At 59.7% G+C, this 24,201-nt stretch carries 16 protein-coding genes and 1 pseudogene; 6 read left to right on the plus strand and 11 right to left on the minus strand.

All coding sequences use genetic code 11. The features are described 5' to 3' along the window. Positions 1–41 precede the first annotated feature (41 nt). Both PI739_RS03945 and PI739_RS03950 read right to left on the minus strand, forming a co-directional pair. A complete protein-coding gene (locus PI739_RS03945) occupies positions 42–1,193 on the minus strand; it encodes an acyl-CoA dehydrogenase family protein (protein WP_044308625.1) in 1,152 nt (383 codons plus the stop codon). Positions 1,194–1,196: 3 nt separating this feature from the next. Further along, positions 1,197–2,294 carry an enoyl-CoA hydratase/isomerase family protein gene (locus tag PI739_RS03950; protein ID WP_054081159.1) on the minus strand — a complete coding sequence of 366 codons (1,098 nt, stop codon included), beginning with the start codon at positions 2,292–2,294 and terminating at the stop codon, positions 1,197–1,199. A 276-nt stretch (positions 2,295–2,570) separates the two neighbouring features. Here PI739_RS03950 and PI739_RS03955 point away from each other — a divergent pair, with 276 nt between their 5' ends. Together PI739_RS03955 and PI739_RS03960 are read left to right on the plus strand one after the other, a co-directional pair. Then, on the plus strand, positions 2,571–4,250 hold the full coding sequence (locus tag PI739_RS03955) for an MFS transporter (RefSeq protein WP_054081158.1): 1,680 nt from the start codon (positions 2,571–2,573) through the stop codon (positions 4,248–4,250). After that, positions 4,247–5,404, plus strand: coding sequence for an HlyD family secretion protein (locus PI739_RS03960; protein ID WP_003368589.1), 1,158 nt, complete (start codon positions 4,247–4,249; stop codon positions 5,402–5,404). Before PI739_RS03955 ends, PI739_RS03960 begins: the two co-directional genes overlap by 4 nt. 237 nt (positions 5,405–5,641) lie before the next feature. Here PI739_RS03960 and PI739_RS03965 read toward each other — a convergent pair whose 3' ends face one another. The 6 genes from PI739_RS03965 to PI739_RS03990 all read right to left on the minus strand — a co-directional run bounded on the left by PI739_RS03965 (position 5,642) and on the right by PI739_RS03990 (position 15,049). After that, the gene (locus PI739_RS03965) at positions 5,642–7,258 is read right to left on the minus strand and encodes an inorganic phosphate transporter (RefSeq protein ID WP_024662568.1); all 1,617 of its coding nucleotides are present in this window, start codon (positions 7,256–7,258) and stop codon (positions 5,642–5,644) included. A 116-nt stretch (positions 7,259–7,374) separates the two neighbouring features. Then, positions 7,375–8,394, minus strand: a complete 1,020-nt coding sequence (locus PI739_RS03970) for a transporter (RefSeq protein WP_003368594.1) — start codon at positions 8,392–8,394, stop codon at positions 7,375–7,377. A 171-nt stretch (positions 8,395–8,565) separates the two neighbouring features. Then, a complete protein-coding gene (locus PI739_RS03975) occupies positions 8,566–9,387 on the minus strand; it encodes an aldo/keto reductase (protein WP_003315245.1) in 822 nt (273 codons plus the stop codon). A gap of 106 nt (positions 9,388–9,493) precedes the next feature. Beyond that, a complete protein-coding gene (locus tag PI739_RS03980) occupies positions 9,494–11,125 on the minus strand; it encodes a methyl-accepting chemotaxis protein (protein WP_054081193.1) in 1,632 nt (543 codons plus the stop codon). Positions 11,126–11,479: 354 nt separating this feature from the next. Beyond that, a complete protein-coding gene (locus tag PI739_RS03985; RefSeq protein ID WP_003368596.1) occupies positions 11,480–12,088 on the minus strand; it encodes a TetR/AcrR family transcriptional regulator in 609 nt (202 codons plus the stop codon). Positions 12,089–12,193: 105 nt separating this feature from the next. After that, a complete protein-coding gene (locus PI739_RS03990) occupies positions 12,194–15,049 on the minus strand; it encodes a PAS domain-containing hybrid sensor histidine kinase/response regulator (RefSeq protein WP_004414005.1) in 2,856 nt (951 codons plus the stop codon). A 595-nt stretch (positions 15,050–15,644) separates the two neighbouring features. Here PI739_RS03990 and PI739_RS03995 point away from each other — a divergent pair. Next, positions 15,645–16,298, plus strand: coding sequence for a TetR/AcrR family transcriptional regulator (locus PI739_RS03995; protein WP_003368599.1), 654 nt, complete (start codon positions 15,645–15,647; stop codon positions 16,296–16,298). An 87-nt stretch (positions 16,299–16,385) separates the two neighbouring features. On the opposite strand, the gene PI739_RS04000 is transcribed toward PI739_RS03995, so the two are convergent. Continuing rightward, the gene (locus PI739_RS04000) at positions 16,386–19,076 is read right to left on the minus strand and encodes a beta-glucosidase (RefSeq protein WP_004414002.1); all 2,691 of its coding nucleotides are present in this window, start codon (positions 19,074–19,076) and stop codon (positions 16,386–16,388) included. 59 nt (positions 19,077–19,135) lie between these two features. Next, positions 19,136–19,384, minus strand: coding sequence for a hypothetical protein (locus tag PI739_RS04005; RefSeq protein WP_002552767.1), 249 nt, complete (start codon positions 19,382–19,384; stop codon positions 19,136–19,138). Positions 19,385–19,804: 420 nt separating this feature from the next. Between PI739_RS04005 and PI739_RS04010 the strand changes: the two are divergent. Then, a pseudogene (locus PI739_RS04010) lies at positions 19,805–19,984 on the plus strand (ArsR family transcriptional regulator); the annotation flags it as partial. A gap of 50 nt (positions 19,985–20,034) precedes the next feature. Here PI739_RS04010 and PI739_RS04015 read toward each other — a convergent pair. Then, entirely contained in the window at positions 20,035–22,188 is a 2,154-nt protein-coding gene (locus tag PI739_RS04015; protein WP_271351491.1) for a TonB-dependent siderophore receptor, read from the minus strand. A 234-nt stretch (positions 22,189–22,422) separates the two neighbouring features. Between PI739_RS04015 and PI739_RS04020 the strand changes: the two genes are divergently transcribed. Together PI739_RS04020 and PI739_RS04025 are read left to right on the plus strand one after the other, a co-directional pair. After that, positions 22,423–23,982, plus strand: a complete 1,560-nt coding sequence (locus tag PI739_RS04020; RefSeq protein ID WP_096121042.1) for a cryptochrome/photolyase family protein — start codon at positions 22,423–22,425, stop codon at positions 23,980–23,982. Beyond that, positions 23,979–24,122, plus strand: a complete 144-nt coding sequence (locus PI739_RS04025; protein WP_003368606.1) for a DUF2256 domain-containing protein — start codon at positions 23,979–23,981, stop codon at positions 24,120–24,122. The genes PI739_RS04020 and PI739_RS04025 overlap by 4 nt, the downstream gene beginning before the upstream one ends. Positions 24,123–24,201 lie beyond the last annotated feature (79 nt).

Genomic DNA, 24,201 nt, shown 5'->3' on the forward strand with positions numbered 1-24,201 from the left:
TCTGCCCCGGCGTACCGCATTGAGCGGTCACTGCGCCTGAATCAGACCAGATAATGACGCAGTTCCCGGGCGATCAGCAGGCGCTGGATCTCACTGGAGCCTTCGTAAATCTGGGTGATGCGCGCGTCCCGGTAGAAACGCTCGACAGGGTAGTCCTCCAGGTAGCCATAGCCGCCATGAATCTGGATTGCCTTGGAGCACACCCATTCGGCCATTTCAGAAGCGAACAGCTTGGCCTGAGAGGCTTCCGACAGACACGCTTGCCCGGCGCTGCGCAGCCGCGCAGCGTGCAGGGTCAGCAGGCGGGCGGCGTTGATCCGGGTGTGCATATCGGCCAGCAGATTGGCAATACTTTGATGTTCGATGATCGGTTTGTCGAACTGCACCCGTTCACGCGCATACGCCAGCGCTGCTTCGAAGGCGGCGCGGGCGATTCCCAGTGCCTGCGCGGCGATGCCGATGCGGCCGCCTTCCAGGTTGGAGAGGGCGATAGACAGCCCCTTGCCACGCTCACCCAGCAGGTTGGCGGACGGGATTCGGCAGTTGTTCAAGGTGACCGCGCAGGTGTCCGATGCCCGGATGCCCATCTTGTGCTCGCTGCGATCCACCACGAAACCAGGGTTCTCGGTCGGTACCAGAAAGGCTGACAGGCCCTTTTTGCCGAGCGCCGGGTCGGTCACTGCAAACACGATAGCCAGTTGTGCCCGTTTGCCATTGCTGACGAACTGCTTGGCGCCGTTGATCACCCACTGATCACCCTGCAACTCGGCACGAGTGCGCAGGTTGTGGGCTTCAGAGCCTGCATGCGGTTCGGTAAGGCAGAAACAGCCGATGGCCCGGCCTGTGGCCAGTTTTTCCAGCCAGGCATGTTTCTGCTCATCGGTCCCGTAGTTGAGGACCGGCCCGCAGCCCACGGAACTGTGAACACTCATCAGCGTGCCGGTGGCGGCGTCGGCGGCGGAAATTTCCTCAACCGCCAGTGCATAGGCAACGTAGTCGATGTAAGTGCCACCCCATTGCTCTGGCACCACCATGCCCAGCAGGCCCAACTCACCGAGCTTGGCCACCAGCGCGTCATCGATCCAGCCGGCCTTTTCCCAGGCTTGGGCATGTGGGGCAATTTCGTTGCGGGCAAAGTCGCGCGCCATGTCGCGAATCATTACCTGTTCTTCGGTCAATTCAAGATCGTGCACGGCTCAATTCTCCAGACCGCTGAAGAAACTCTGCACCTGCGCGGCACTGACGTCCTGCGCGCTGGCGTGTTTCCATTGCGGCTTCTTGTCTTTATCGATGATCAGCGCGCGTATGCCTTCAATCAGGTCACCGCGTTCGAACCATTGGCGGTCCAGATGCAACTCCATGGCGAAGCAGGCCTGCAGCGGCAGATGACGACCACGGCGCAGCATTTCCAGAGTCACGGCCATGCCCAGCGGCGAATGAGCGTTCATTCGACTGACGGTATCCAGCGCCCACTCTCTGGTATCGCCGATGACCACTTGCTGAAGCTGTTCGAGCATGCTGGGGACATCCGGCAATCCGAAAAAGTGGTCGATGGCGTGGCGCAGGGCTTCCAGCGGCGGAGAGGGCAGGCGCTGGGTGGCCAGCTTGGCCAGCGCACCCTGCAGGTCCTTGAGTGGGGTCGACTTCCATTTCAGATGGTCGAGCATATGGTCGAGGCGCGGCAGGAGTTCGCTGTTCATCGACCAGTTGGCAAGGCCGCAGTACAGCGCATCGGCGGCACCGATCTGCGACCCCGTCACGCCCAGCCAGGTCCCCACTTCGCCGGGCAGCCGCGACAGAAAATAACTGCCGCCGACGTCAGGGAAATAACCAATGGCGACTTCGGGCATGCCGAGGCGGCTGCGTTCGGTGACCACGCGCAGGTCGGCTCCCTGAACCAGGCCCATGCCGCCGCCCAGCACCAGACCGTCCATCAGGGCCAGTACCGGCTTGCGGTAACGGTGAATGGCCAGATCCAGCTCGTACTCTTCGGCAAAAAATGTGTGATGCAGATCCTGGCCGTTCTGGTGGCTCTCATACAGTGAACGGATGTCGCCACCGGCGCAGAATGCCTTGCCGCCCGCACCACGCAGGACCACGGCATGAACCGAGGGGTCGTCGGCCCAGCGGTCAAGTTGCTGGCGAAGTGTGCGGACCATGTCCAGATCGATTGCGTTCAGGCCTTCCGGGCGATTGAGGGTCAAGTGACCAATGTGGTTACGCACGTCGACAACGATCGAATCCCTGCTGGCGGATGGTCGAACCGAGCGGGCCGATGAAACCTGTGAACTCATTCTGAACTCCTTGTTCGGTTGCGCTTTTTTCTTATTCGAGCGTTCGAGCGTCGCAGAAGATCCTAGCAGCGCAAATGTGCAAAGCAAAACTGCGTTTAAGCATAGTCTGAAGTTTCAGATATCCACTGTCTGGCGCATTCGCAACTGCTGGAGCGATGCTGTATTGCACTGACCAACGCGAATCATTGCCTGGCGGATGAGTATTATGACTGTCATTAATGTCACAAAAGGGAATTCCTCAGGTGTACCCCATGAAAGTCCCCGTTTCTGTCGTTTATGAGCGATAAGTATGCCCCACGCGAGTGGGCCGCCCACGAGCGTCCGACCATGCCTGGCTCGCCGTCGACGCCGCTGCATTCGACTGCGCGGCGTTGGGCGTTTGCTGTCGTAGGGGTGATCGTCGCGCTGACCGGTGGGCTCGGCAACGCACTGGTGGTCGCCAACCTGCCGTATCTGCAGGGCGCGCTGGGGGCGACGTCGCAGGACATCGCCTGGCTGCCGGCGGCCTACATCATGACGAACGTATCGATGAATCTGCTGCTGGTGAAGTTTCGTCAGCAATTCGGTCTGCGTGCGTTCACCGAGCTGTTTCTGGTGCTGTACGCGCTGGTGACGCTGGCGCATCTGTTCGTCAACGACATCGATTCGGCCATCGCTGTACGTGCGGCACACGGCATGGTTGGCGCTGCACTCAGCACCCTGGGGCTGTATTACATGATCCAGGCTTTCCCGCAGAAGTGGCGGCTCAAGGCGCTGGTACTCGGGCTTGGCACCGCCCAGCTGGCAACGCCGCTGGCGCGGCTGGTGTCGGAAGACTTGCTGCAAATTGCCCAGTGGCGTGGCCTTTATCTGTTCGAGCTGGGCATGGCGCTGCTCTCGCTGGGCTGCGTGCTGATGCTCAAACTGCCGCCTGGCGATCGCTTCAAGGCGTTCGAGAAGCTCGATTTCCTCACCTTCGGCCTGCTGGCCACCGGTTTTGCGCTGCTCTGTGCGGTGCTGTCGCTGGGGCGTATCGAATGGTGGCTGGAAGCGCAGTGGATTGGTATCGCCTCAGCGGCATCGATTGCGCTGATCTGCGCTGGACTGGCCATCGAGCATAACCGCAGCAATCCGTTGCTGATCACTCGCTGGCTGGGCAGTGGAGCGATTCTGCGCCTGGGCTTGGCCGTCATCCTGTTTCGCGTGGTGCTGTCCGAACAGTCGGTCGGCGCTGTCGGGTTTCTTCAGGCGCTGAACATGGGCAGTCAGCAGTTACACACGCTGTACCTGGTGATGCTGCTCGGCAGCGTTTCGGGGCTGGCGGTCAGTGCGCTGACCATCAATCCGGCACATCTGATCAAACCCTTGCTGATCTCCCTGGCGATGATGGCAATCGGTGCCTGGATGGACAGTCACTCCACCAACCTGACCCGCCAATCGAACATGTACCTCAGCCAGTTTCTGCTGGCCTTCGGCGGCACGTTTTTTCTCGGGCCTACCCTGGTGCTGGGGATCAGCGGCGTGCTGGCGAACCCGCATAACATGGTCAGTTTTTCGGTGTTGTTCGGGATCACTCAGAACATCGGCGGGCTGATCGGGTCTGCTGCATTGGGCACCTTTCAAGTGGTGCGCGAGAAGTTTCATTCCAGCCACATCGTTGAACACCTGACCCTCATCGATCCGCTGGTACAGGCGCGACTGCAGAGTTACAGCGCCAGCTACAGCTCGGTGATCGCCGACCCGTCGTTGCGCAACAGTCAGGGCATCCGCACGATGGCCACGGCCGCGACCCGGGAAGCCAATGTGCTGGCTTACAATGATGTGTTCATGCTGATCGCGCTGATTGCCGTGCTGACCATGATCTGGATTTCAGCCCGGGTCCTGTGGCTGAAAATGACCACTCAACCTCTGCCGCTGGCACCCATTGCACCTGCTGCTCCGCCCACCGTATCCAATTCCGGCGTTAAATCTTCATGACCGAATCCAAAACCCCAGATACCGAAGCCCCGCGCAACTCGCCGCCACCGGCTCCGTTGACGTCCCCGGTGACCAGCAAGCCGCGCTCGACCCGCAAGCGTGTCGTGTCTTCGGTGATTTTCGGCGCCGTTGCCCTGGCCGGGGTGCTGGTGGTGCTGTACGCCTGGCAACTTCCGCCGTTTGCCAGCCCGATCGAGAGCACCGAGAATGCGCAGGTCAAGGGCCAGACCACGCTGATCGGGCCGCAGCTGAGCGGGTATGTCTACGAAGTACCGGTGCAGGACTTCCAGTTCGTCAAGGCCGGTGATCTGTTGGTGCGTCTGGATGACCGTATCTATCGTCAGCGCCTGGATCAGGCCATTGCACAACTGGCTGTGCAGAAGGCCTCGCTGGCCAACAATCTGCAACAGCGGCGTAGTGCCGAAGCCACCATCGGCCAGCGCCAGGCCGAACTGCAGAACAGCATCGCCCAGAGCCGCAAGAGCGCTGCCGATCTGCGGCGTAATCAGGCGCTGGTGACCGACGGTTCGGTTTCGAAAAGCGAGCTGGATGTCACGCGTGCCGCCGACGCGCAGGCGAACGCTGCCGTTGCCGAAGCCAAGGCAGTCTTGCAGATCGCCCGTGAGGACCTGCAAACAGTCATCGTCAACCGTGGCTCGCTGGAAGCCTCGGTCGCCAATGCGCAAGCGGCTATCGAGCTGGCGCGCATCGACCTGGACAACACGCGTATCGTTGCCCCGCGTGACGGGCAGTTGGGGCAGATCGGCGTGCGTCTTGGTGCCTATGTCAATTCGGGTGCGCAGTTGATGGCACTGGTGCCCGAGCAGCGCTGGATCGTGGCGAACATGAAAGAAACCCAGATGGCCAATGTGCGCCTGGGGCAGCCGGTGAGCTTTACCGTCGATGCGCTCGACGGCCACCAGATGCACGGCCACGTACAACGAATTTCGCCCGCTGCGGGTTCGGAATTCAGCCTGCTGCCTGCCGACAACGCCACCGGCAACTTCGTGAAGATTTCCCAGCGTATCCCGGTACGCATCGTGGTCGATGCCGATCAGCCCATGCTTGAGCACCTGCGGCCTGGGATGTCGGTGGTCGTGAGCATCGACACCAGCGCGGACGGCGATGTGCCGCCTGATCCGGCGGTGCGCTGAACCTTTGGATCATCGCTGATGCTGGACGCGGGCAGGATTCGATGAGATGCAGTCATGACGCTCTGCGCCATCCACCCCTGATGCGAAACAACGTCATGCCTTACTCGCGGCCGCTGCCAACGCAGTGCTTTTCGACCGCGATGGCACAGACGATGCAGAGTGCGACGTAAGTGACGGCTGAGTCCTGGCCCTGATTCGGGGGTTGCCTGGCAGGACGCCAGGCAAACGCAACAGGCATCAGAACAGCTTGCTGAACACCCAATACAAAGAACCTGACAAGAGGATTGCCGCCGGCAGGGTCAGAACCCAGGCCGTGGCCAGATTGCGCAGGGTACGCATTTGCAGCCCCGAGCCATTGGCGACCATCGAACCGGCCACGCCGGACGACAGCACATGGGTCGTCGACACCGGCAGCCCGTACATGTCCGCCGCCCCGATCGTGAACATCGCCACGACCTCTGCCGACGCGCCCTGAGCGTAAGTCATGTGCGTCTTGCCGATGCGCTCGCCCACAGTCACCACGATACGCTTCCAGCCAACCATCGTGCCCAGCCCCAGGGCGATGGCCACGACAATCTTGACCCAGGTCGGAATGAACCGCGTGGCACTGTCGATCTGACCCTTGAACGCTTCAAGCTTGGTCCTGGTATCCGCGTCGAAATCGCCGACCTTGTTTTTCTCCATCAGGCGGATGGTTTCCGAGGTCAGGTACATGTCGTTACGCACGTTGGTCACCGCTTCGGCAGGCACCTTCGAGAGCGAGCCGTAGCTGGCGACCTGATTGCCGATCTTGCCGGTCATGACCGCCAGCGCAGGGATCAGGTCGGGGCCGGCCTGTTTGCTGACCAGATAATCGGACAGGGTCTTGCGCGAATCGGTCGGGGCGGGCAGGGGAACGCTGCGCATCAATGCCTGCTGGGTGACCTCTGCAATCGCACCGAACTGAGTGGCCTGATCGGCGGGCATGGTGCGGTTCAGCGCATAAGCCATCGGCAGGGTACCGACCAGAATCAACATGATCAGGCCCATGCCTTTCTGCCCGTCGTTGGAACCGTGCGCGAACGAAACGCCCGTGCAGGTCACAATCAGCATGGCGCGAATCCACAACGGTGGCGGCGCATTGCCTTCCGGAGCCTTGTACAGCGCGCGGTTCTTGATGAACATGCGCATGGCCAGCAACAGCAACGCGGCACAGCCGAAACCTACCAGTGGCGAGAGCAGCAGTGAGTAACCGATCTTGGTGGCCTGCGACCAGTCCACACCGCTGGTGCCGTCGCGGCCGTGCATCAGGGCGTTGGCGATGCCGACCCCGATGATCGAACCGATCAGCGTGTGTGACGAGGACGCCGGCAGACCCAGCCACCAGGTGCCGAGGTTCCAGATGATCGCCGCGATCAACAGCGCGAAGATCATCGCGAAGCCTGCCGATGAGCCGGTCTGCAGAATCAGTTCCACCGGCAGCAGGGCAATGATGCCGAATGCCACCGCGCCGCTGGAAAGCATCACGCCGAGAAAATTGAAAAAGCCCGACCAGACCACGGCAAAGCCCGGCGGGAGGGAGTGGGTGTAGATCACGGTGGCGACGGCGTTGGCCGTGTCATGAAAGCCGTTGACGAATTCGAATCCCAGCGCGATCAACAACGCTACACCCAACAGCACAAACGGGGTCCAGGTGGTGACCACCGTGCCCATGTCGTCAACGTCCTGTTTGAGGCTGTAGCCGGTGAACAGCAAGCCTGCGATAAGTATCGTGAAGAAAAGTATCATGGTCATTCGGCTGGGCTTGCGACCGAATTGACTCGCTGACAGGCTCGCCTTGCCGAGAGCGTCTGGAGACAGTGCGTTTGTAGCCATGTTCGCAATCCTGGATTGAAAGAATATTGACATGGTCATTGCAAAATGTGACAGAGATGCGACATGCCACCAATCAGTGCGCTTTTGCGCCAGATTTCTGACAACCGGCAGGCCGCTCAGTAGTCTCCGCGTTTGCGGAACGCCCAGCGCCCGGCAACCAGCGTGAAGGTCGCCACCAGCGCCACCAGAATCCAGAAGCCCTCAGGGTCGGACGCCAGCGGTACGCCCCCCACGTTCATGCCGAAAAAGCCGGCGACAATGTTGATCGGCAAGGCCAGAACAGTCACCACGGTCAGGGTAAACAGGGTTCTGCTGCTTTGTTCGTTGAGGTTGGCGGCAATTTCTTCCTGCAACAGTTTGATGCGCTCGCCCAGCGCCGTGAGGTCGTTGATCACCAGCGAGGACTCTTCGATGGACTGACGCAATGCCTGGACATCCTGTTCGCGCAACCATTGCGGAGGTTTGTGCAACAGGCGCATCAACGAACCGGGCTCCAGCGCCAGCAGGCGTTGCAGACGTACCAGCACCCGGCGCATGGCGCCGAGTTCGGAGCGATTGTTGCTCAGTCGCTGCGAAAGCAACTGGTCTTCGATGCGGTCGACGTTGACGCTGGTCTTGCGCAGAAACTGCGTCAGCACTTCGCCCTGATCGCTCAGCAAATGGGCGAGGAGTTCCAGCGGTGAGTCGAATTGCTCGCCGCGTTTGACTGCCGAGCGCAGCTTGTCCACCGAACGCAGCGGCTGCAGCCGGGCGGTGATCAGCAGACGCTGGCGGGCACATACCCACAAGGTGGAAATATCCGTTGAGAGTCTGTTGAAGTCGAACACCACGTCGTTGACGACCGCCAGCAACGTGGTATCCACGTGCTCGATCCGGGTCGAGCGCGAGCCCTCGTGCAATGCCTCGAAAAACTCTTCCGGAAGATCCAGCTGGGTTTTCATCCAGCGCTCGCAGGCCGCATGCGAGAGGTTCAGGTGCAGCCAGATGAAGTCGTTCTCTTCGGGAGGGTTTTGCAGGTAATCCAGCGCGGCAGCCGAACCGATTTCCTGGCCACTTTCACCGTGGCGAAACCGGAAGCCGTAGAGCAGACCGAAAAGGTCGGAGTCCTGATGATGGTGCGCGATACTGTGGTTCATGGCTGTCCACGTGCGGCCTGGCCCGGGCAGGGAGGCGAAGGCCGCATGATGACAAGGCGTTATTTCATATTTGTGACAGCTTGTTGCCGGGTGTGTCATCTGTCATACCGGCAAGCGGCTGGGTGGGCAGCCGTTCAGTCAATCGACAGCTCGCTGTCGCATTGACAGCGGTCAGACCATCGCCAGCGGCACCTTGCGAGTGGGCGCAGGCCATGCCAGATCGATATCGGCCAGATCACGCTCGGTCAGACGAATCTGCTCGGCCGCGATGTTCAGACGAATGTGTTCCGGGTTGGTCGCCTTGGGAATGGCGATCATGTTGTCCTGACGCAGCACCCAGGCCAAGGAAATCTGTGCCGGTGTTGCATCGTGGCGTTTGGCGATTTCGTGCAGGGCAGGGTGGTAGAGCAGATCGCCAGCCTGACCGATCGGGCAGTACGCCATCAACGGCAGATGACGGTCCGCGCTCCACAGCATCAGGTCGAACTCGATGCCGCGTTGCTCCGGGTTGTAGAGCACCTGATTGGTGGCACAACGCGGGTTGTTGAGCTCGATCATGTCCGGCACATCAAAGTTGGAAACACCCCAGGCACCGATTTTGCCCGCTTCACGCAGACGCTCGAATGCCTCGACCGTCTCGGTCAGCGGGTACTGGCCAGGCCAGTGCAGCAAGTACAGGTCGATGTAGTCGGTGTTCATTCGTCGCAGGCTGGCCTCGCACGCGGTCGGGATACCGGCGCGGCTGGCGTTGTGCGGGTAGACCTTGCTGACCACGAATACCTTGTCCCGCTGTCCGGCAATGGCTTGACCGACGATTTCCTCGGCTGCGCCATCGGCGTACATCTCGGCGGTGTCGATCAGGGTCAGGCCCTGTTCGATACCGAGGCACAGGCCCGCGATCTCTGCCGAGCGCTGATGCCCTTTTTCACCCATGTGCCAGGTGCCCTGACCCAGCACTGGTACGGTTCTGCCTGCCAGCTCCAGTGTGCGCATGTGACCCCCTGCAATTAAATAAGCAGCTAATGAGCGGTTGAATAAGCAGGTCTCAGGCAACAAGAGGCGCACGAGGTTCCGTACGCCCGCCAATCACCATGCAGATTTAAACCCGGAACTGCTTCAGCAAGGTGTTCAATTCTTCGCTCAACCCGCGCAGGTGCAGACTGGCCGAAGTCGACTGTTCGGCGGCCAGTGCCGTGCTCTGGGACAATTGTGCGGCCTGGGTAACGTTCTGGTTGATGTCATCCACCACGTGCGTCTGCTGCAGGGTGGCACTGGCGATGGAGGCGTTCAGGCTGTTGAGGTTGCGCAGCGCCTGACTGATTGAGGTCAGGCTCTGACCGGCCTGATTGGCCTGCTCGATGGTCAATTGCGAGGAACGGCTGCTGTCGCCGATCACCTTGACCGCTGCATCGGAATGCTTTTGCAGGCGTTCGATCATTGACTGGATTTCTGCGGTCGACTTCTGCGTGCGCTGGGCCAGCAGGCGCACTTCATCGGCCACCACGGCAAAGCCGCGGCCCTGCTCGCCGGCGCGCGCCGCTTCGATGGCTGCGTTCAGCGCCAGCAGGTTGGTCTGCTCGGCAATCGAACTGATCACTTCCAGCACGCTGCCGATCTGTGTGCTCTCGCTGGCCAGACTCTGCATCACTTGCACGGCCTGACCAATGGTGCTGGAGAGGTGTTCGATCTGGCGCAGGCTGTTATCGATATTGATTTGGCCCTGCTGTGCCTGCGACTCGGCATCGCGCATTTCGCTGGCGGCATGTTCAGCGTTCTTGGCCACGTCCTGCACGCCGTAGGTCACCTCGTTGACCGCCGTGGCAACCAGATCCATTTGCTGCGATTGTTTTTCGCTGCGGCCTTGCGCCTGTTCGGCGTCGCTGCCCAGATCGGTCGAGGCCTGGCCCAGCGCCACGGCAGAGTGCTGCAACTGACCGACGACATTGCGCAGCTTGGCGACAAAGGCATTGAAGTGCGTACCCAGTTCAGTGATTTCATCCTTGCCGTGGGTTTCCAGCGTGCGGGTCAGATCGCTTTCGCCACTGGCAATATCGGCCATCGCATCAACCGCCGCTCTGAGAGGGCGCACGATGCTGCGTACGATCATCACCAGCAGCAAGACCATGATCAGCACGATGCCGGCGATGAACATCCCGGCGTTCCACAGCTGTGTCTTGAACTCTGCCGCCACGTCGTCGACGTACACGCCGGAACCCAGAATCCAGCCCCATGGCTGAAACAGCTGCACGTAGGAGGTCTTTTTCACCGGCTCGCTGGCGCCGGGCTTGGGCCAGCGGTAATTCACCATCCCGGCACCCTGGGCTTTGACCAGCGTGACCATTTCGTTGAACACCGCAAAGCCATCCGGGTCCTTGATGGTCGACAGATCCTGGCCTTCAAGTTTGGGGTTGGTGGGGTGCATGATCATCACCGGGCGCAGGTCGTTGATCCAGAAGTAGTCGCTCTGGCTGTAACGCAGGCTCTTTATCTCTTTCAAGGCCTGCTGTTGCGCAGCCTCGCGTGTCATGCCGCCTGCAGCTTCAAGCCCCTGATAAAACGAGAGGATGCCGCTGGCAGTCTGCACCACATGCATGGTTTTCTCGGCCTTGGCCTGATACAGGTCGTTATGCAGCTGCCTGAGCAGCGTCGCCGACAGGACGAATAGCATCAGCACTGAAACGACAAGAATCAGCCACAGACGGCGACTGATGGACAAACTGCGCATACTCATGATTGGCATCCCATGCATTATTTTTTTTCTTCTGATGAATCCGATCCGCGCAACGCGCGATTCAGAGCCTTTCAAGCATCTCGGCGCATCCTGACCAAACATGAGCGGCCGGTCACACTTTTTAACGGCGTACACCGCTATGGCGAAAGGCTTACAGCAACAGACGCGATTGGCTCTATCGACGGACCCTCAGTGAATGTAGGATCCAATTCAACAGCTGCAGCGAAGGAACGCCGCAGTGATCAGGGAGGATCGACCATTGCCAGGAGGCTACTGACAGGATGTCGGAATGGTCATGTTGCAAAACCACCCGCTTCGGCGGGTTTTTTGCGTCTGCAGGAAAGCAGGGCGGGTTCAGCGGTCCGGCTCGCAGCCCTTGAGCACCAGCCTGAGGATGGTCCGGGTTGCCGCCTCGTAATCGGCGTCCTGCAGTTTTGCCTTGCCGGTGACCGTTGCGATCTGCCAGTCGAAATCGGCATAGGTCTGGGTCGCGGCCCAGATGGTGAACATCAGGTGATGAGGATCGAGCGGGGCGATCTGTCCGCTGTCGATCCAGGCCTGGATGCATTCGATGTTGTGCCGTGCCTGGCCATTGAGCTGTTCAATCTGCTGCGCTGTCAGGTGCGGGGCGCCATGCATGATCTCGCTGGCGAACACTTTCGAGGCGAAGGGCAGGTCGCGGGAAATCTGGATTTTCGAACGGATATAGCGGCTGAGGACTTCGGCAGGTATGCCTTCGGGATTGAAGGGTGTCGAGGCACGCAGAATGGGCTCGATGATGCTTTCCAGCACCTCGCGATAGAGGTTTTCCTTGGATTTGAAGTAGTAGTAGACGTTGGGCTTGGGGACACCGGCCTTGGCTGCGATGTCGCTGGTCTTGCTGGCGGCGAAGCCCTTGTCGGCAAACTCCTCGCTGGCAGCGCGCAGGATGAGTTCTTTGTTGCGCTCGCGGATACTGCTCATGACCCGGTTATTCCCTTGCCTGCATGGCGGTCGCGCATGTTAGCACCGGGTTTGCGCAGCGCTCAATGTTGACGGCCCGGGGCAGGGTTGCACCGGGCCGTCTACTCAGGCGCTCATCAGTTCCTGGACTCTGGCGGCCAACGCGTCAATCGCAAATGGCTTGGTCAGTACGCGCATTCCTGGCCCGAGCTGTTCGTCACCGATGGCGGCGTTTTCCGCGTAGCCGGTGATGAACAGTGTCTTCAGATGCGGGCGGACCTCGCGTCCGGCATCGGCCATTTGTCGTCCGTTCATGCCGCCCGGCAGGCCCACGTCAGTGATAAGCAGGTCGATATGCACATCCGAGCGCAGCAGTTTGAGGCCGGCCAGGCTGTCGGCGGCTTCGATCAGCGTATAGCCCAGGTCACCGAGGGCATCGGTGAGCAGCATGCGCACCGTGGGTTCGTCGTCCACGATCAGGATGGTTTCCCCGGACTGGGTAAACTCGAATGGCGCCTTGTGCACATCGCCTTCGTCCCTGGCCGCAGTACCCTCGTAGCGGGGCAGGTACAGCGATATCGCGGTTCCCTTGCCAACCTCAGACTGAATGCGCACGCGTCCGCCGGACTGATTGGCAAACCCGTAAATCATCGACAGGCCCAGCCCGGTGCCCTGACCAATGGGCTTGGTGGTGAAGAAGGGGTCGAATGCCTTGGCGATGACATCAGGCGTCATGCCGGTGCCGGTATCGGTCACGCACAGCGAAAGATAGTGGCCCTCAGGCATATCGTGTGCGCGTGCCACATCGCCGTCTATCCAGCGGTTGCTCGCCTCAATGGAGATGCGTCCGCCGTCCGGCATCGCATCGCGGGCGTTGATGCACAGATTCAACAGCGCGTTTTCCAGCTGGCTGGCATCGACCAGTGTCGGCCATAAACCCATGGCACCTATGGTCTCGACCACGATGCTGGGGCCGACCGTGCGCTGGATCAGATCGGTCATGCCTTTCATCAGCCTGTTCACGTCGGTCGGCTGCGGGTCCAGGGTCTGGCGTCGAGAGAAGGCCAGCAGCCGGTGCGTCAGGGCCGCTGCACGTTTGGCCGCGCCCTGGGCCGTCACGATGTACTTGTCAACCTCGCCCCAGCGGCCTTGCTCGATCCGCGAGCCCATCAGTTCCAGGGCGCCGGAAATGCCTGCCAGCAGGTTGTTGAAGTCGTGGGCGAGGCCACCGGTCAGTTGCCCGACCGCTTCCATTTTCTGTGACTGGCGCAGCTTCTCTTCGGCCTGCATGAGCTCGGTGGTGCGCGCTGCCACGCGTTGCTCAAGCGTGTCGTTGAGTGCCCGCAGCGCGGCAGTGGCACGGTCGCGTTCGGCTGCCACGGCGCGTCGTTCGTCAACGTTGATGAGCACACCGGGGAAGCTCAGTGGCGTGCCATCCTCCGCTCGGTCGACCCGGCCGTTGGCTTCGATCCAGTAGTAGACCCCGTCAGTACGACGAACGCGGTACTGGTGGGCGTAAACACGTCCGTTGGTGATGACCGCATTGATCGCATGGATCAGGCATTGCTTGTCTTCCGGGTGAACAGTGGCAATGACTTGCTCCAGACTCAGGCCTTCACGGCCCAGCCCGGGGTCCAGACCGAAGGCCTTGGCGAAGGCTTCGTCGACGGTAAAGCGATCGGTCGGCAAGTCCCAGTGCCAGGTGCCGATGATTGCACCGGCGGCCAGGGCGAGCTGAACACGGTCGATGTTTTCGCGTGCGACGGCCTCACTGGTGCGCAAGCGCTCCTCGGCATCGCGTCGCGCCGTCACATCGCTGAAGATCACCGCAATCTGCCGGTCAGCCGGCTCACCGACACGCACCGCCTTGACTTCGAACCAGCGCTCGAAAGCCTTGGCATAGTTCTCGAAACTGGCAGGCTCGCCGGTTTTTGCGACGTGCCCATAGGCTTCGAACCAGAACCGCTCCAGGTCCGGCGCGAACTCGGTCACCCACTTGCCGCGCAGATCGACGCCGGCCTGACGTTCAAAAGCGGGGTTGGCTTCGATGAAGCGGTAGTCCACGGGGCTGTCATCGGCATCGAACTTGACCTGAATGATGGCGAATGCAGCTTCGATGGTCTCCAGCATGGCCCTGGAGCGCTCTTCGCTCTGGCGCAGCGCCGTCTCGGCCTTGCGCATCTGTGACATGTCGAGCATTGCACCGATCATGCGCACCGCCTGGCCGTCGGTATTGCGTATTACATGGCCGCGGTCCAGTACATCGGCATAGGACCCGTCCAGCCGACGAAAGCGGTATTCATCCGTCCAGGCAGTGCCATTGCCGTCGATCACGGCGTGAATGGAGTTGTACACGCGGCTACGGTCGTCGGGATGGATCTGGCTGATCCACCAGTCACCAGAGTTGTCCAGGGTTGCCAGCGGGTGGCCGTAAGCCTCCTCAAGCGCGTCGTTCCAGAGCACCAGATTGGCTGCAAAGTCCCAGTCCCAGATCGCGTCGTTGGTCGCCTTGGCGGCCAGCCGATAACGTTCCTGGGCTTCCTCGGTCGCGCGGCGCGCCAAGTGCTCGCGGGTGCGATCGCGCAGGATCTTCACGAAACCGAGGTGCGTATTCCTTTCGTCGTAGAGCGGCATCATCTCGCCCGATGCCCAGAACAGCTCACCGTCCTTGCGCAGGTGCCAGCGCTCGTCCGACGCCCGGCCTACGCTCAGCGCCAGCTGCATTTCATGCTCTATCCGGTCGTTGGCCAGGTCTTCGGGCGTAAAGAAACGCTCGGCGCTCTGACCGACCATCTCATCCTGGGTCCAGCCCAGAACCTGTTCTGCGCCCGGGTTCCAGTCGGTAATGATGCCGTTGCCATCGGTCAGGATCATGGCGAAATCCATCGCGCTTTCAAAGACTGCGCGCTGGCGTGCCTCCTGGCCAACGGCTACGTGTCGAGGGGTATTCGTTGCGGCGTCGATGCCGGCTTCTTCAAGCATTCTGCGCAGGTCCACGATCTGCGCTTCAAGCTCTTCTCTTGTCAGGTCTTTCAGAGCGCCTCCCGCTCACACGTTATGTTCGGCATGGGCGGGCACTTGCCGGTGGCCTGCTTTGCACGTTGAATCCGGTCGTTATTGATATCTGCATTTGCCTGTGTGCGTCCCGGGCGCGAGTATCAGCGAATAGACCACTTTCTCTCGGCAGGCTGCACCTGATGTGCCTCTTTCTATGGCGACCACCATACAGTCATTGTCGCGCTTGAATTCACGTCCTGTCGTGACCGCAGCGCAGTGGCCGTGTCAGTGGACATCTGCCGACGAATCGGGTTTCGACGGATCAGGAATTTAAAGCAGCCATCGTGTCCTGAGCCGATTCAGGCGAGATGGTCAAGGCGCGGCGATTTGTCCGGGTATTCATCGGCCTGTGGAGGGCTTTCTTTATAGGGCGTCAGGTCAGGGGAACAACTTTGTTTGCAGGCTGCGCACATTGCTCATGACCTGATGCGAATTATGCTTGCGGGTCAGCCTTTTTTCAGGGGTTCTGCGGAGCGCATGCTAGGATTTACCCTTTCGTTATGCGAAACGTGCCCTTCGTATGTCCATCGATGCAAACAGTTCCGGTACACCCGCTGCAGCCAAGCAGCCCGCAGCCAAGCGTCGCCTGCCCAAGGGCGAGGTACGCAAGGCCGAAATCATCAAGGCGGCCATGACCCTCTTCGCTCGGGATGGGTATGCCGGCGCCTCGCTGACCAACATTGCCAAGGTGGCAGGTCTCTCCCAGGTCGGCCTGCTGCACCACTTCCCGACCAAACTGGTGCTGCTGCAAGCCGTTCTCGAACATCGCGACCAGTACATTGCCGCCAGGCTGCAGGATGCCGATCAGGTCGCTTCTCTGGATGGGTTCCTGTCGTTTCTGAAGCAGGTCCTGAGTTTCAGTATCGAAGACGCCGCGGTCAGCCAGGCGCTGATGATCATCAACACTGAAAGTCTCTCGGTGACGCATCCTGCACACCGCTGGTTCAGCGAGCGTTTCGCGATCGTGCACGGCCATCTTCAGGCGCACCTGAAGTTGCTGGTCGAGGCAGGCGAAATTCGAGCGGATGTTGACGCAAGGCAGATCAGCCTGGAGATAGCCGCCATGATGGATGGCATGCAGATTCAATGGCTTCGATCGCCAGGGGATGTGCAGATAGAGGCGGGGTTTGCCAGGTTTCTCGAACGACTGGCGCGGGATCTGGCTGCACGCTGAGTTGCGGGCATTTGCCAGGCAGGCATCGGTGGTCCTGTCGACCACCGATGCCTTTGGCATGTGAATGTTGCCTGGGATGAATGTGGCTTAGTAAGCCTGTTCTGCCTCGACCTGTACGGCCTTGCGCAGGGGGATCGGCAGCGGGTTGGAGTCGCGAGTGGTCAATTGCTCCGGGTACAGCGCTACAACCGTGCGGTCGAGCGTCAGGTTTTCCGAGTCCTTGCCCACCAGCACCTTGAACTTGCCAGGGTCAACGTTCCAGCTCACCGAGTTGGCTGAGTAGTAAGCGAACGAGCGCGAGTCCAGGGCAATGGTCACGGTCTTGCTTTCGCCAGGCTTCAGGTAAACCTTGGAAAAGCCCTTCAGCTCTTTTTCTGGACGATCAACCAGCGGCTTGGAAGGCTGCACGTACAACTGAGCCACTTCAAAACCGGCCTTGTCACCCGTGTTGGTAACCTTGAACGACGCTTGAATGGTCGCACCCGGTGCCAGCACGTTGCTCGACAGCTTCAGATCGCTGTACGCGTAAGTGGTATACGAAAGCCCGAAGCCGAATGGGTAGAGCGGTTTGGTGTGCTTCTTGTCGTAACCGCGATAGCCCAGGTACAGGCCTTCGCTATAGCTCATCTCGACAGGCGGGTTAGGGCTGCTGAAATAGTACGGCACCGGGTTCGAGTACGACGCATAGCTCGGATTGTCCTGCGCCTTCTTGTCCAGCGTGATCGGCAGCTTGCCCGATGGATTGACCTTGCCGAACAGGATTTCAGCAAGTGCCTGGCCGCCCTGTTGCCCTGGATACCAGGCATGCAGAGACGCCGCTACCTTGTCAGCCCACGGTTGCATGTCCATGCCACCGCCACCGTGCAGCACCACGATGGTTTTCGGGTTGGCTTTCTGAATGAAACCGATCAGCTCGGACTGAAATTGCGGCAGTTCGAACGGACGATCAAGCGACTCACCCTCGTACTCGAAGTTATTGCCGGCGGCTACCACGACAGCGTCGTAATCCCCCAGGTTCTTAGGTGGACGCAACGCTGCCCAGCTCATCTGCACGCCGTTCATGCCGCCCAGTACCGGGGTGAAGTTGCCCTTGAGCCGGCGGTATTCGAGGCGCACGTTGTATTCGCTGCCAGCCTTGAGGTTCACGGTTTTAACCGTCCGCGGAACCACTGGAATCAGGTCGAACGAGACTTGCGAGCCCTCGTCCTCGAGCACCAGTTCATCATTGATCCAGAGTTTATAGGCACCGTCCGCGCGGACCTTGAACACCTGTGGACCGGTGATCGTCGGTTTGATCTTGCCAGTGAAACGGGCCGAGAACGAGCCGGCTGAAGGGCTGTAGCCATTGACCGCGCTGCTGCCGTAATCAGTGACGTTGGTATTGGTAATCCAGTCCAGGTTGACGCCCGGTTCGATGCGGGTTGCCACCGGGTCGCCGGACAGCGAGGTGTTGGCGTAATACTCGGCTTTTACGCCGGTATTGCTGATCGCCTGTTGGTCACTGCCTGGCTGATACCAGACCGACGATTTGGGGTTGAGGCTCATCTGTGGCAGGTAGTCCACATTGGACGGGTCAGACGCCAGTTGCTTGAGTCCGCTCACTTCGGTGACATAGCTGGCCGGCGCCGAATAGGCAGTACCGAACGGCGCGGTCGGCGGCTGCATGGCCATGTCGCCAATCACGGCAATCCTTGCGTTTCTCGGCAATGGCAGGAGAGGTTTCTGACCGTCCACGGGCTCGTTGCGCAGCAGGACGATCGATTCGCGGGCCACGTTCAAGGCCGCCAGTTGCCCGTATTCACGATGCTCCAGTGGCTGCGCCTTGTTGATCCCCTTGTCAAAGCCGTAGCTGACCAGCGCTCTCAGGTTCCTGCGCACCTTGTCGTCGATCACGCTCTGGTGCAACTGACCATTCCAGACATAAGGCAGCAGTTTGGCTTCAGTAAACTGAAGGCCGCTGGGCATGTCGATATCGGTGCCTGCCCAGGCACCCTTGAAGGCGTCCTGAACCGAGTTGAAATCGCTCATGACGTTACCTTGAAAGCCCCACTGGCCTTTCAGGATATCGGTGATGAGGTGATGGTTTTCACACGCGTATTCACCGTTGATCTTGTTGTAGCCACACATGACCGAGGCAATATTGGCGTTCTTGACCAGCGACTCGAAGCCCGGCAGGTACAGCTCCTGCATCGCTCGTTCGTCAATCTTCACATCCAGATAATGACGGTTCGCTTCCTGCTCGTTCATCAGGTAATGCTTGGCGGCCGCCTGGATGCCTTGAACCTGGATACCGTTGGTGACTGCCGGTGCCAGTACTGCGCCGAGAAACGGATCTTCCCCGCTCATGTACTCAGCCGCCCGGCCGTTGAACGGCGTGCGGTACAGGTTGATGGCTGGTGACAGCATCTGCTGCCCACCCGCGATGCGGGTTTCGTAGCCGATGGCCAGACCGAATTCCTTGGCGCGATTGATGCTCCAGGTGGCCGCAAGTGCTGACGGGGAAGGGTACTGCGCGCCGAACGTCTTGCCGCCGACCAGTACACCCATGGCCGAGTCATAGGCGACCGTGCCCTGCAGGTTGAACTTGTCCAGCTTGGGAATCATGCGGCCGTCGTCAACGCGCGAAAAATTGATTTTTTCCGATTGCGTCATGTTGTCCAGCATCGCGCCTACGCGCGCTTCCACTTCATTGCCGGTCATCGGCGTGACAGCGAATACGCTGCCTGCCTGGGCGATACCGAGCGCCAACAGGCTCAGGCCCAGGCCTTGTTTGATCATGGACACGGAGTTATTCCTTACGTCATTCATAGGTTGATCGGTTGCAGTCAGTGGGTCACTCAGTGGTCTTCATTGCCGGCAGGGGCGTCAGCAGTGTCGATCGGCGCATCCACCACCGTTTGCGCGCCATTGGGCGTTTTCTGTACGGCAGCGTCGGCACCGGTGATCTGCTCACGCTGAGCATCGACTTCTGCGCGGCGCTCGCTCGACGTGGATGGCAGCGGGTTCTGCCTGTCAGCGGCAGACACCGGCAGGGCGGCAAGGGACATCAGTAAAGTGGCAACAACAGGCAGCAGGGGGCTGGCCATCGGGAGAATCTCCAAACAGAAATATGAAACAGGCAGACAGGCAAGTCGGCAGCTCAGGGCCGCTGACAGTTCATTCAAGGCGTGCGTGACAAACAGAAAATTGCTGAAAGGTAAAATACACGAATTAAATTTTATATAGTCGATAAGTGCTAAATTCTAGTAACGTATATTTGGTATTTAAGTTGTTTTAATTCCAGATTAATAACTTTTACGACAATATAATCGGGTATTTTTTGATTTTTTAGGGATTAATCATCTTTTTAAAAAGCAGAGTGGTCGCTCTGTTTTTTGGTTTTCTCTGGCTTTTCATGCGGTGGCGTGCTGATAAGCGCAAGTAGTGCTGACGCCTGAATACTGGCAGTGAGTGCCAGTATCATCACGTCGCTGTCAGGCCCGTTGAATAAAGTCCGGACGCTGTCGAGGAGCGTCTATATCTGCCTGGACTGGAGTGAACGCACCCCGCACATTGGTGGCGCTCTGGGGGCGGCGCTGCTGGAACTGATGCTCAAGGGTGGCTGGGTAAGCCACCATCTGGATTCCAGAGCGTTGAAGCTGACGCCCAAAGAGGCGGGCGGGATGGCGGAGGCGTTTGGGGTGTAAGGCGTAACCACGCCGCTACCGAGCATGTCCGGTAGCAGCGTGGCTCAGGTTCAGAAGCTGTACTTGGCCGTCAACGCATAGCTGCGCGGGTTGCCGTACACGTCGGTGGAGCCCCATACCGAGCTTGCGCCAATTGCCGTGTAGTAGGTGCGGTCGAAGATGTTGTTGGCGTTCAGTTGCAGGTCGAGGTTCTTGCTCACCTGATACCCCGCCATCAGGTCGGCGACGGCGTAGCTGCCCTGTTCCAGGCGATAGCTGCCATCGGTGAGTGCGATGTCGTTATACATGCGGCTCTGCCAGTAGACGTTGCCGCCGACACGCATTTTCTCCAGTGCGCCCTGCAGGCGATAGACCGTCGACACCTTGAACAGATGCTCGGGCGTGTCGGTGTCGAAACGCTGGTTCTTTTTCGTCGGATCGGCGTCCTTGAGGTAGTGGGTGCGGGCGTAGGTGTAGCCTGCGCCGACTTGCCAGTTCTCGGTCAGCGCGCCTTGCACTTCCATCTCGACGCCCTGACTGCGTACCAGACCGGCAGCGTCGTAACAGGTCAGGACCGCGCAGCCCGCCTGGGTCGGTGACTGGGTCTTGAGGTTTTTCTGGTCGATCTGGAACACCGCCAGGGAGGTATTGAGGGCGCCGTTGAAGTATTCACCCTTGATACCGACTTCATAGTTTTCGCCGACCACGGGCTTGAGCACCTTGCCGGACAGGTCCTGTGCGCTCTGCGGCTGAAAGACATCGGTGTAGCTGGTGTACAGCGAGTGGTGTTCATCCAGCTTATAGATCAGCCCTGCGTAGCGCGTCAGATTACGGGTGACTTTGTAGTCTTCATCGTCGGCGCGGTCATCGTAGTCGTACCAGTCCAGACGGCCGCCGAGGATCAGGGTCAGCGGATCGGCCAGGCTCAGGCGTGTGGTGAGATAGACGGCGTCCTGAGTGGCGATGCTGTGCGTCTTGCCATCGCGGACGAAGTCCGGCTTTGGCGCGCCGATGGGCAGACCAGTGTCGTAAGGGCTGTACTCCTTGCTGGTCTGGTCGTATACGCGCCGGCTGGTGCCGACCACCACTTCATGAGTGCGGCCGAAAGCTTCGACCGGTCCACTGGCATAGACATCGAAGGCGGTCTGCTTCTCTTCCGGCCTCGACTGGTAGGCCGTGGTTTCCAGCGGGCCGTTGTAGCGAGACAGATAGGTGCCCGAAAACAGGCCTTCCAGCGACGAGCTCGAGCCTGCTACGCGCAGTTTCCAGTCATTGTCGAAACGGTGCTCCAGCTCACCGAACACGGTGTCTATCTGGATTTTCTTGTTTTCCCAATCCGAGCCGGAATAGGTGGAGCGCGGCAGGTTCAGGTGGTGACCATCGACGCCGAGGGGCAGGCCGCCCCAGAAGTAGTTGGTCTGATCTTCCTGACGAGACAGGCCCAGGGTGGCGGTCGTCGCGTCACTCAGATCGGCTTCGACCACCCCGTAGAACACGCCGTGATCGCTCTTTTCCTTATCGCGGAAGCTGTTGGCATCCTGGTAGGAACCGACTATCCGGCCGCGAACCGTGCGGCTGTCGTTCAGTGGGCCGGACGCGTCAAACACGCCACGGTAATCGTCCCAGCTCCCGACCGTGCCGGTGAGGGTGACCTGTGGCACGGCGGTAGGGCGCTTGCGCACCATATTGATCGCTGCCGAAGGATTGCCAGACCCTGTCGCCAGGCCAGTCGCACCCCTGATCACCTCGACATGATCGAACATGGCCAGATTGGGTTGAACGCCTGCCGTGTAGCCCGAGTACGAGGCGGGCAGGCCGTCGTACATGATGTTGTCGATGTCGAAGCCGCGCGACGTGTAGGTTTGCCGACCGGGGCCGCTGGACTGATCAAGGAACAGACCGGGCGTGTACCTGACCACATCATTGATGCTGGTCATGGCCTGATCGTCCATGCGCTGACGGGTTACGACCGTCACGGCCTGCGGCGTTTCACGAATGGTCAGCGGCAACTTGGTCGCGGTCTGCATCGGGCCGGTGGTGTAGGACTGACTGCCTTCGGTGGTGGAGCCAAGTTGATCACTGCTGATCTGCGTGGCGCCCAGTTCCATAGTCGTGGCGGGCTGTTCCTCAGCGGCAAAGGCTGCCTGCGTGGTGGCAGCCCAGATGCCCATGGCCAGCAGACCCGGTGTGAAACGATTACTGCGTTGTGATTGTTGCCCCGACATGAACCCGACACTCCCTCGATGCCCTCCATGGCAGGATGATAATAGTGTTGATAATGGTTCGCATTAGTGTGACAGGTTGTTTCCCACAGAAAAAGACACTGCGAACAAATAGTTAACAAAATTTTCACATTCCACATTGAGGTCGGGCGTGTGTCGTCTTAAGGGGCTGATGGGTCTTCCATCGAGAAACGCTATGAAAATCTTGTACATGAAATTACATTGGTACAAGTTTTTATGACTGCGGAGCCTCTTCCATTGACCCAAGCCCCTCGTCTCCACCTGATCCTCGGCGATCAGCTTTCCTTCGATCTCGCATCCTTGGCGGGGCTGATCCCCGAGCGCGACACGGTCCTGATGGTCGAGGTCATGGAAGAGGCGAGTCATGTGCCGCATCATCCGCAGAAGATTGTGCTGATCTTCAGCGCCATGCGTCATTTTGCCGAGGCGCTGCGTGAGCGTGGTGTTCGGGTGCAGTACGTCATGCTCGATGATCCGCAGAACACAGGCTCGGTGCCGGGGGAGTTACAGCGCTGGCAGGCCCTGTTGCGAGCAGAAGAGCTGCACATCACCGAGTGCGGCGACTGGCGTCTGGAGCAGTCGATCAAGGACTGCGGGTTGCCCATCCAGTGGCACGCCGATACGCGCTTTCTCTGTTCCCGTGACGAGTTCTCGTCGTGGGCGCACGGCAAGAAGCAGTTGCGCATGGAGTTCTTCTATAGGGAGATGCGCCGCAAAAGCAGGCTGCTGTTGAACGGCGACGGTACGCCGGTCGGTGGTGCCTGGAACTTTGATGCCGAGAACCGCAAGGCGCTGCCCAAGGGCGTGGCAGCGCCATATCCGCTGCGCTTTTCCGCCGACACCATCACCTGCCAGGTACTGGAGCTGGTAGGTGAGCGCTTTGCCAGCCATTATGGCTCGCTGGATGATTTCGACTATCCGGTTACGCACGTCGATGCTCAAGCGCTATGGGAGTACTTTCTGGATTACGGCCTGGCCGGTTTCGGCGATTATCAGGACGCCATGGCCACTGGTGAGCCTTTTCTGTTTCATGCCCGGATCAGCGCGGCGCTGAACATCGGGCTGCTGGATTTACGCCAGGTGTGCAGTGACGTTGAATCCGCGTACTGGTCGGGCAGGGTGGGGCTGAATGCCGCCGAAGGTTTCATTCGCCAACTGATCGGCTGGCGTGAGTATGTGCGTGGCGTCTATTGGTTGAAAATGCCCGATTACGCGGGCGGTAATCTGTTCGGTAACAGCCGGCCGCTGCCCGCGTTTTACTGGACCGGCGAAACGAAGATGAACTGCATGAGTCAGGCCATTGGCCAGAGCCTGAAGCATGCCTACGCCCACCATATTCAGCGTCTGATGGTGACCGGCAACTTTGCCCTGCTTGCCGGCATCGTGCCGGAGCAGATCTGCGAGTGGTACCTGGCGATCTACATGGATGCCTTCGACTGGGTCGAGCTGCCCAATACGCTGGGCATGGTCATGCATGCGGATGGCGGCTATCTGGGCTCCAAACCTTATTGCGCCAGTGGCCAGTACATAAAACGCATGTCTGACTATTGCCGCGGCTGTGCGTACAAGGTCACTGAAAGCACCACTGAGGATGCCTGCCCGTTCAATGCGCTCTACTGGCATTTCCTGATGCGTCATGGCGACCTGTTACGTCGCAATCAGCGCATGGCGATTATCTATAAAAACCTTGATCGCATGGCTGAGCCCAAGCAACAGGCGCTCTGGGAGCGCGGTGAGCACTTGCTGGCCAGACTGGATGCCGGAGAGGCGCTTTGAAAAAGAGTGAGTTGCCGGTCAAAACCTGTGCGGTCTGCGGGCTGCCGTTTACCTGGCGCAAGAAGTGGGCGCGTTGCTGGGATGAGGTGCTTTATTGCTCTGAGCGTTGCCGGCGAAACAAGCGCACTGCAAGCCAATAGCGTTTTCAAAATATTTCGAAATGAAAAGCGCTGAACTATCGCTTGGTCAGCACGATCATTCCTTATGCGCATTCAGCGC

Origin of the sequence: Pseudomonas cerasi (assembly GCF_027983475.1) — a bacterium.
Taxonomy (GTDB): domain Bacteria; phylum Pseudomonadota; class Gammaproteobacteria; order Pseudomonadales; family Pseudomonadaceae; genus Aquipseudomonas; species Aquipseudomonas cerasi.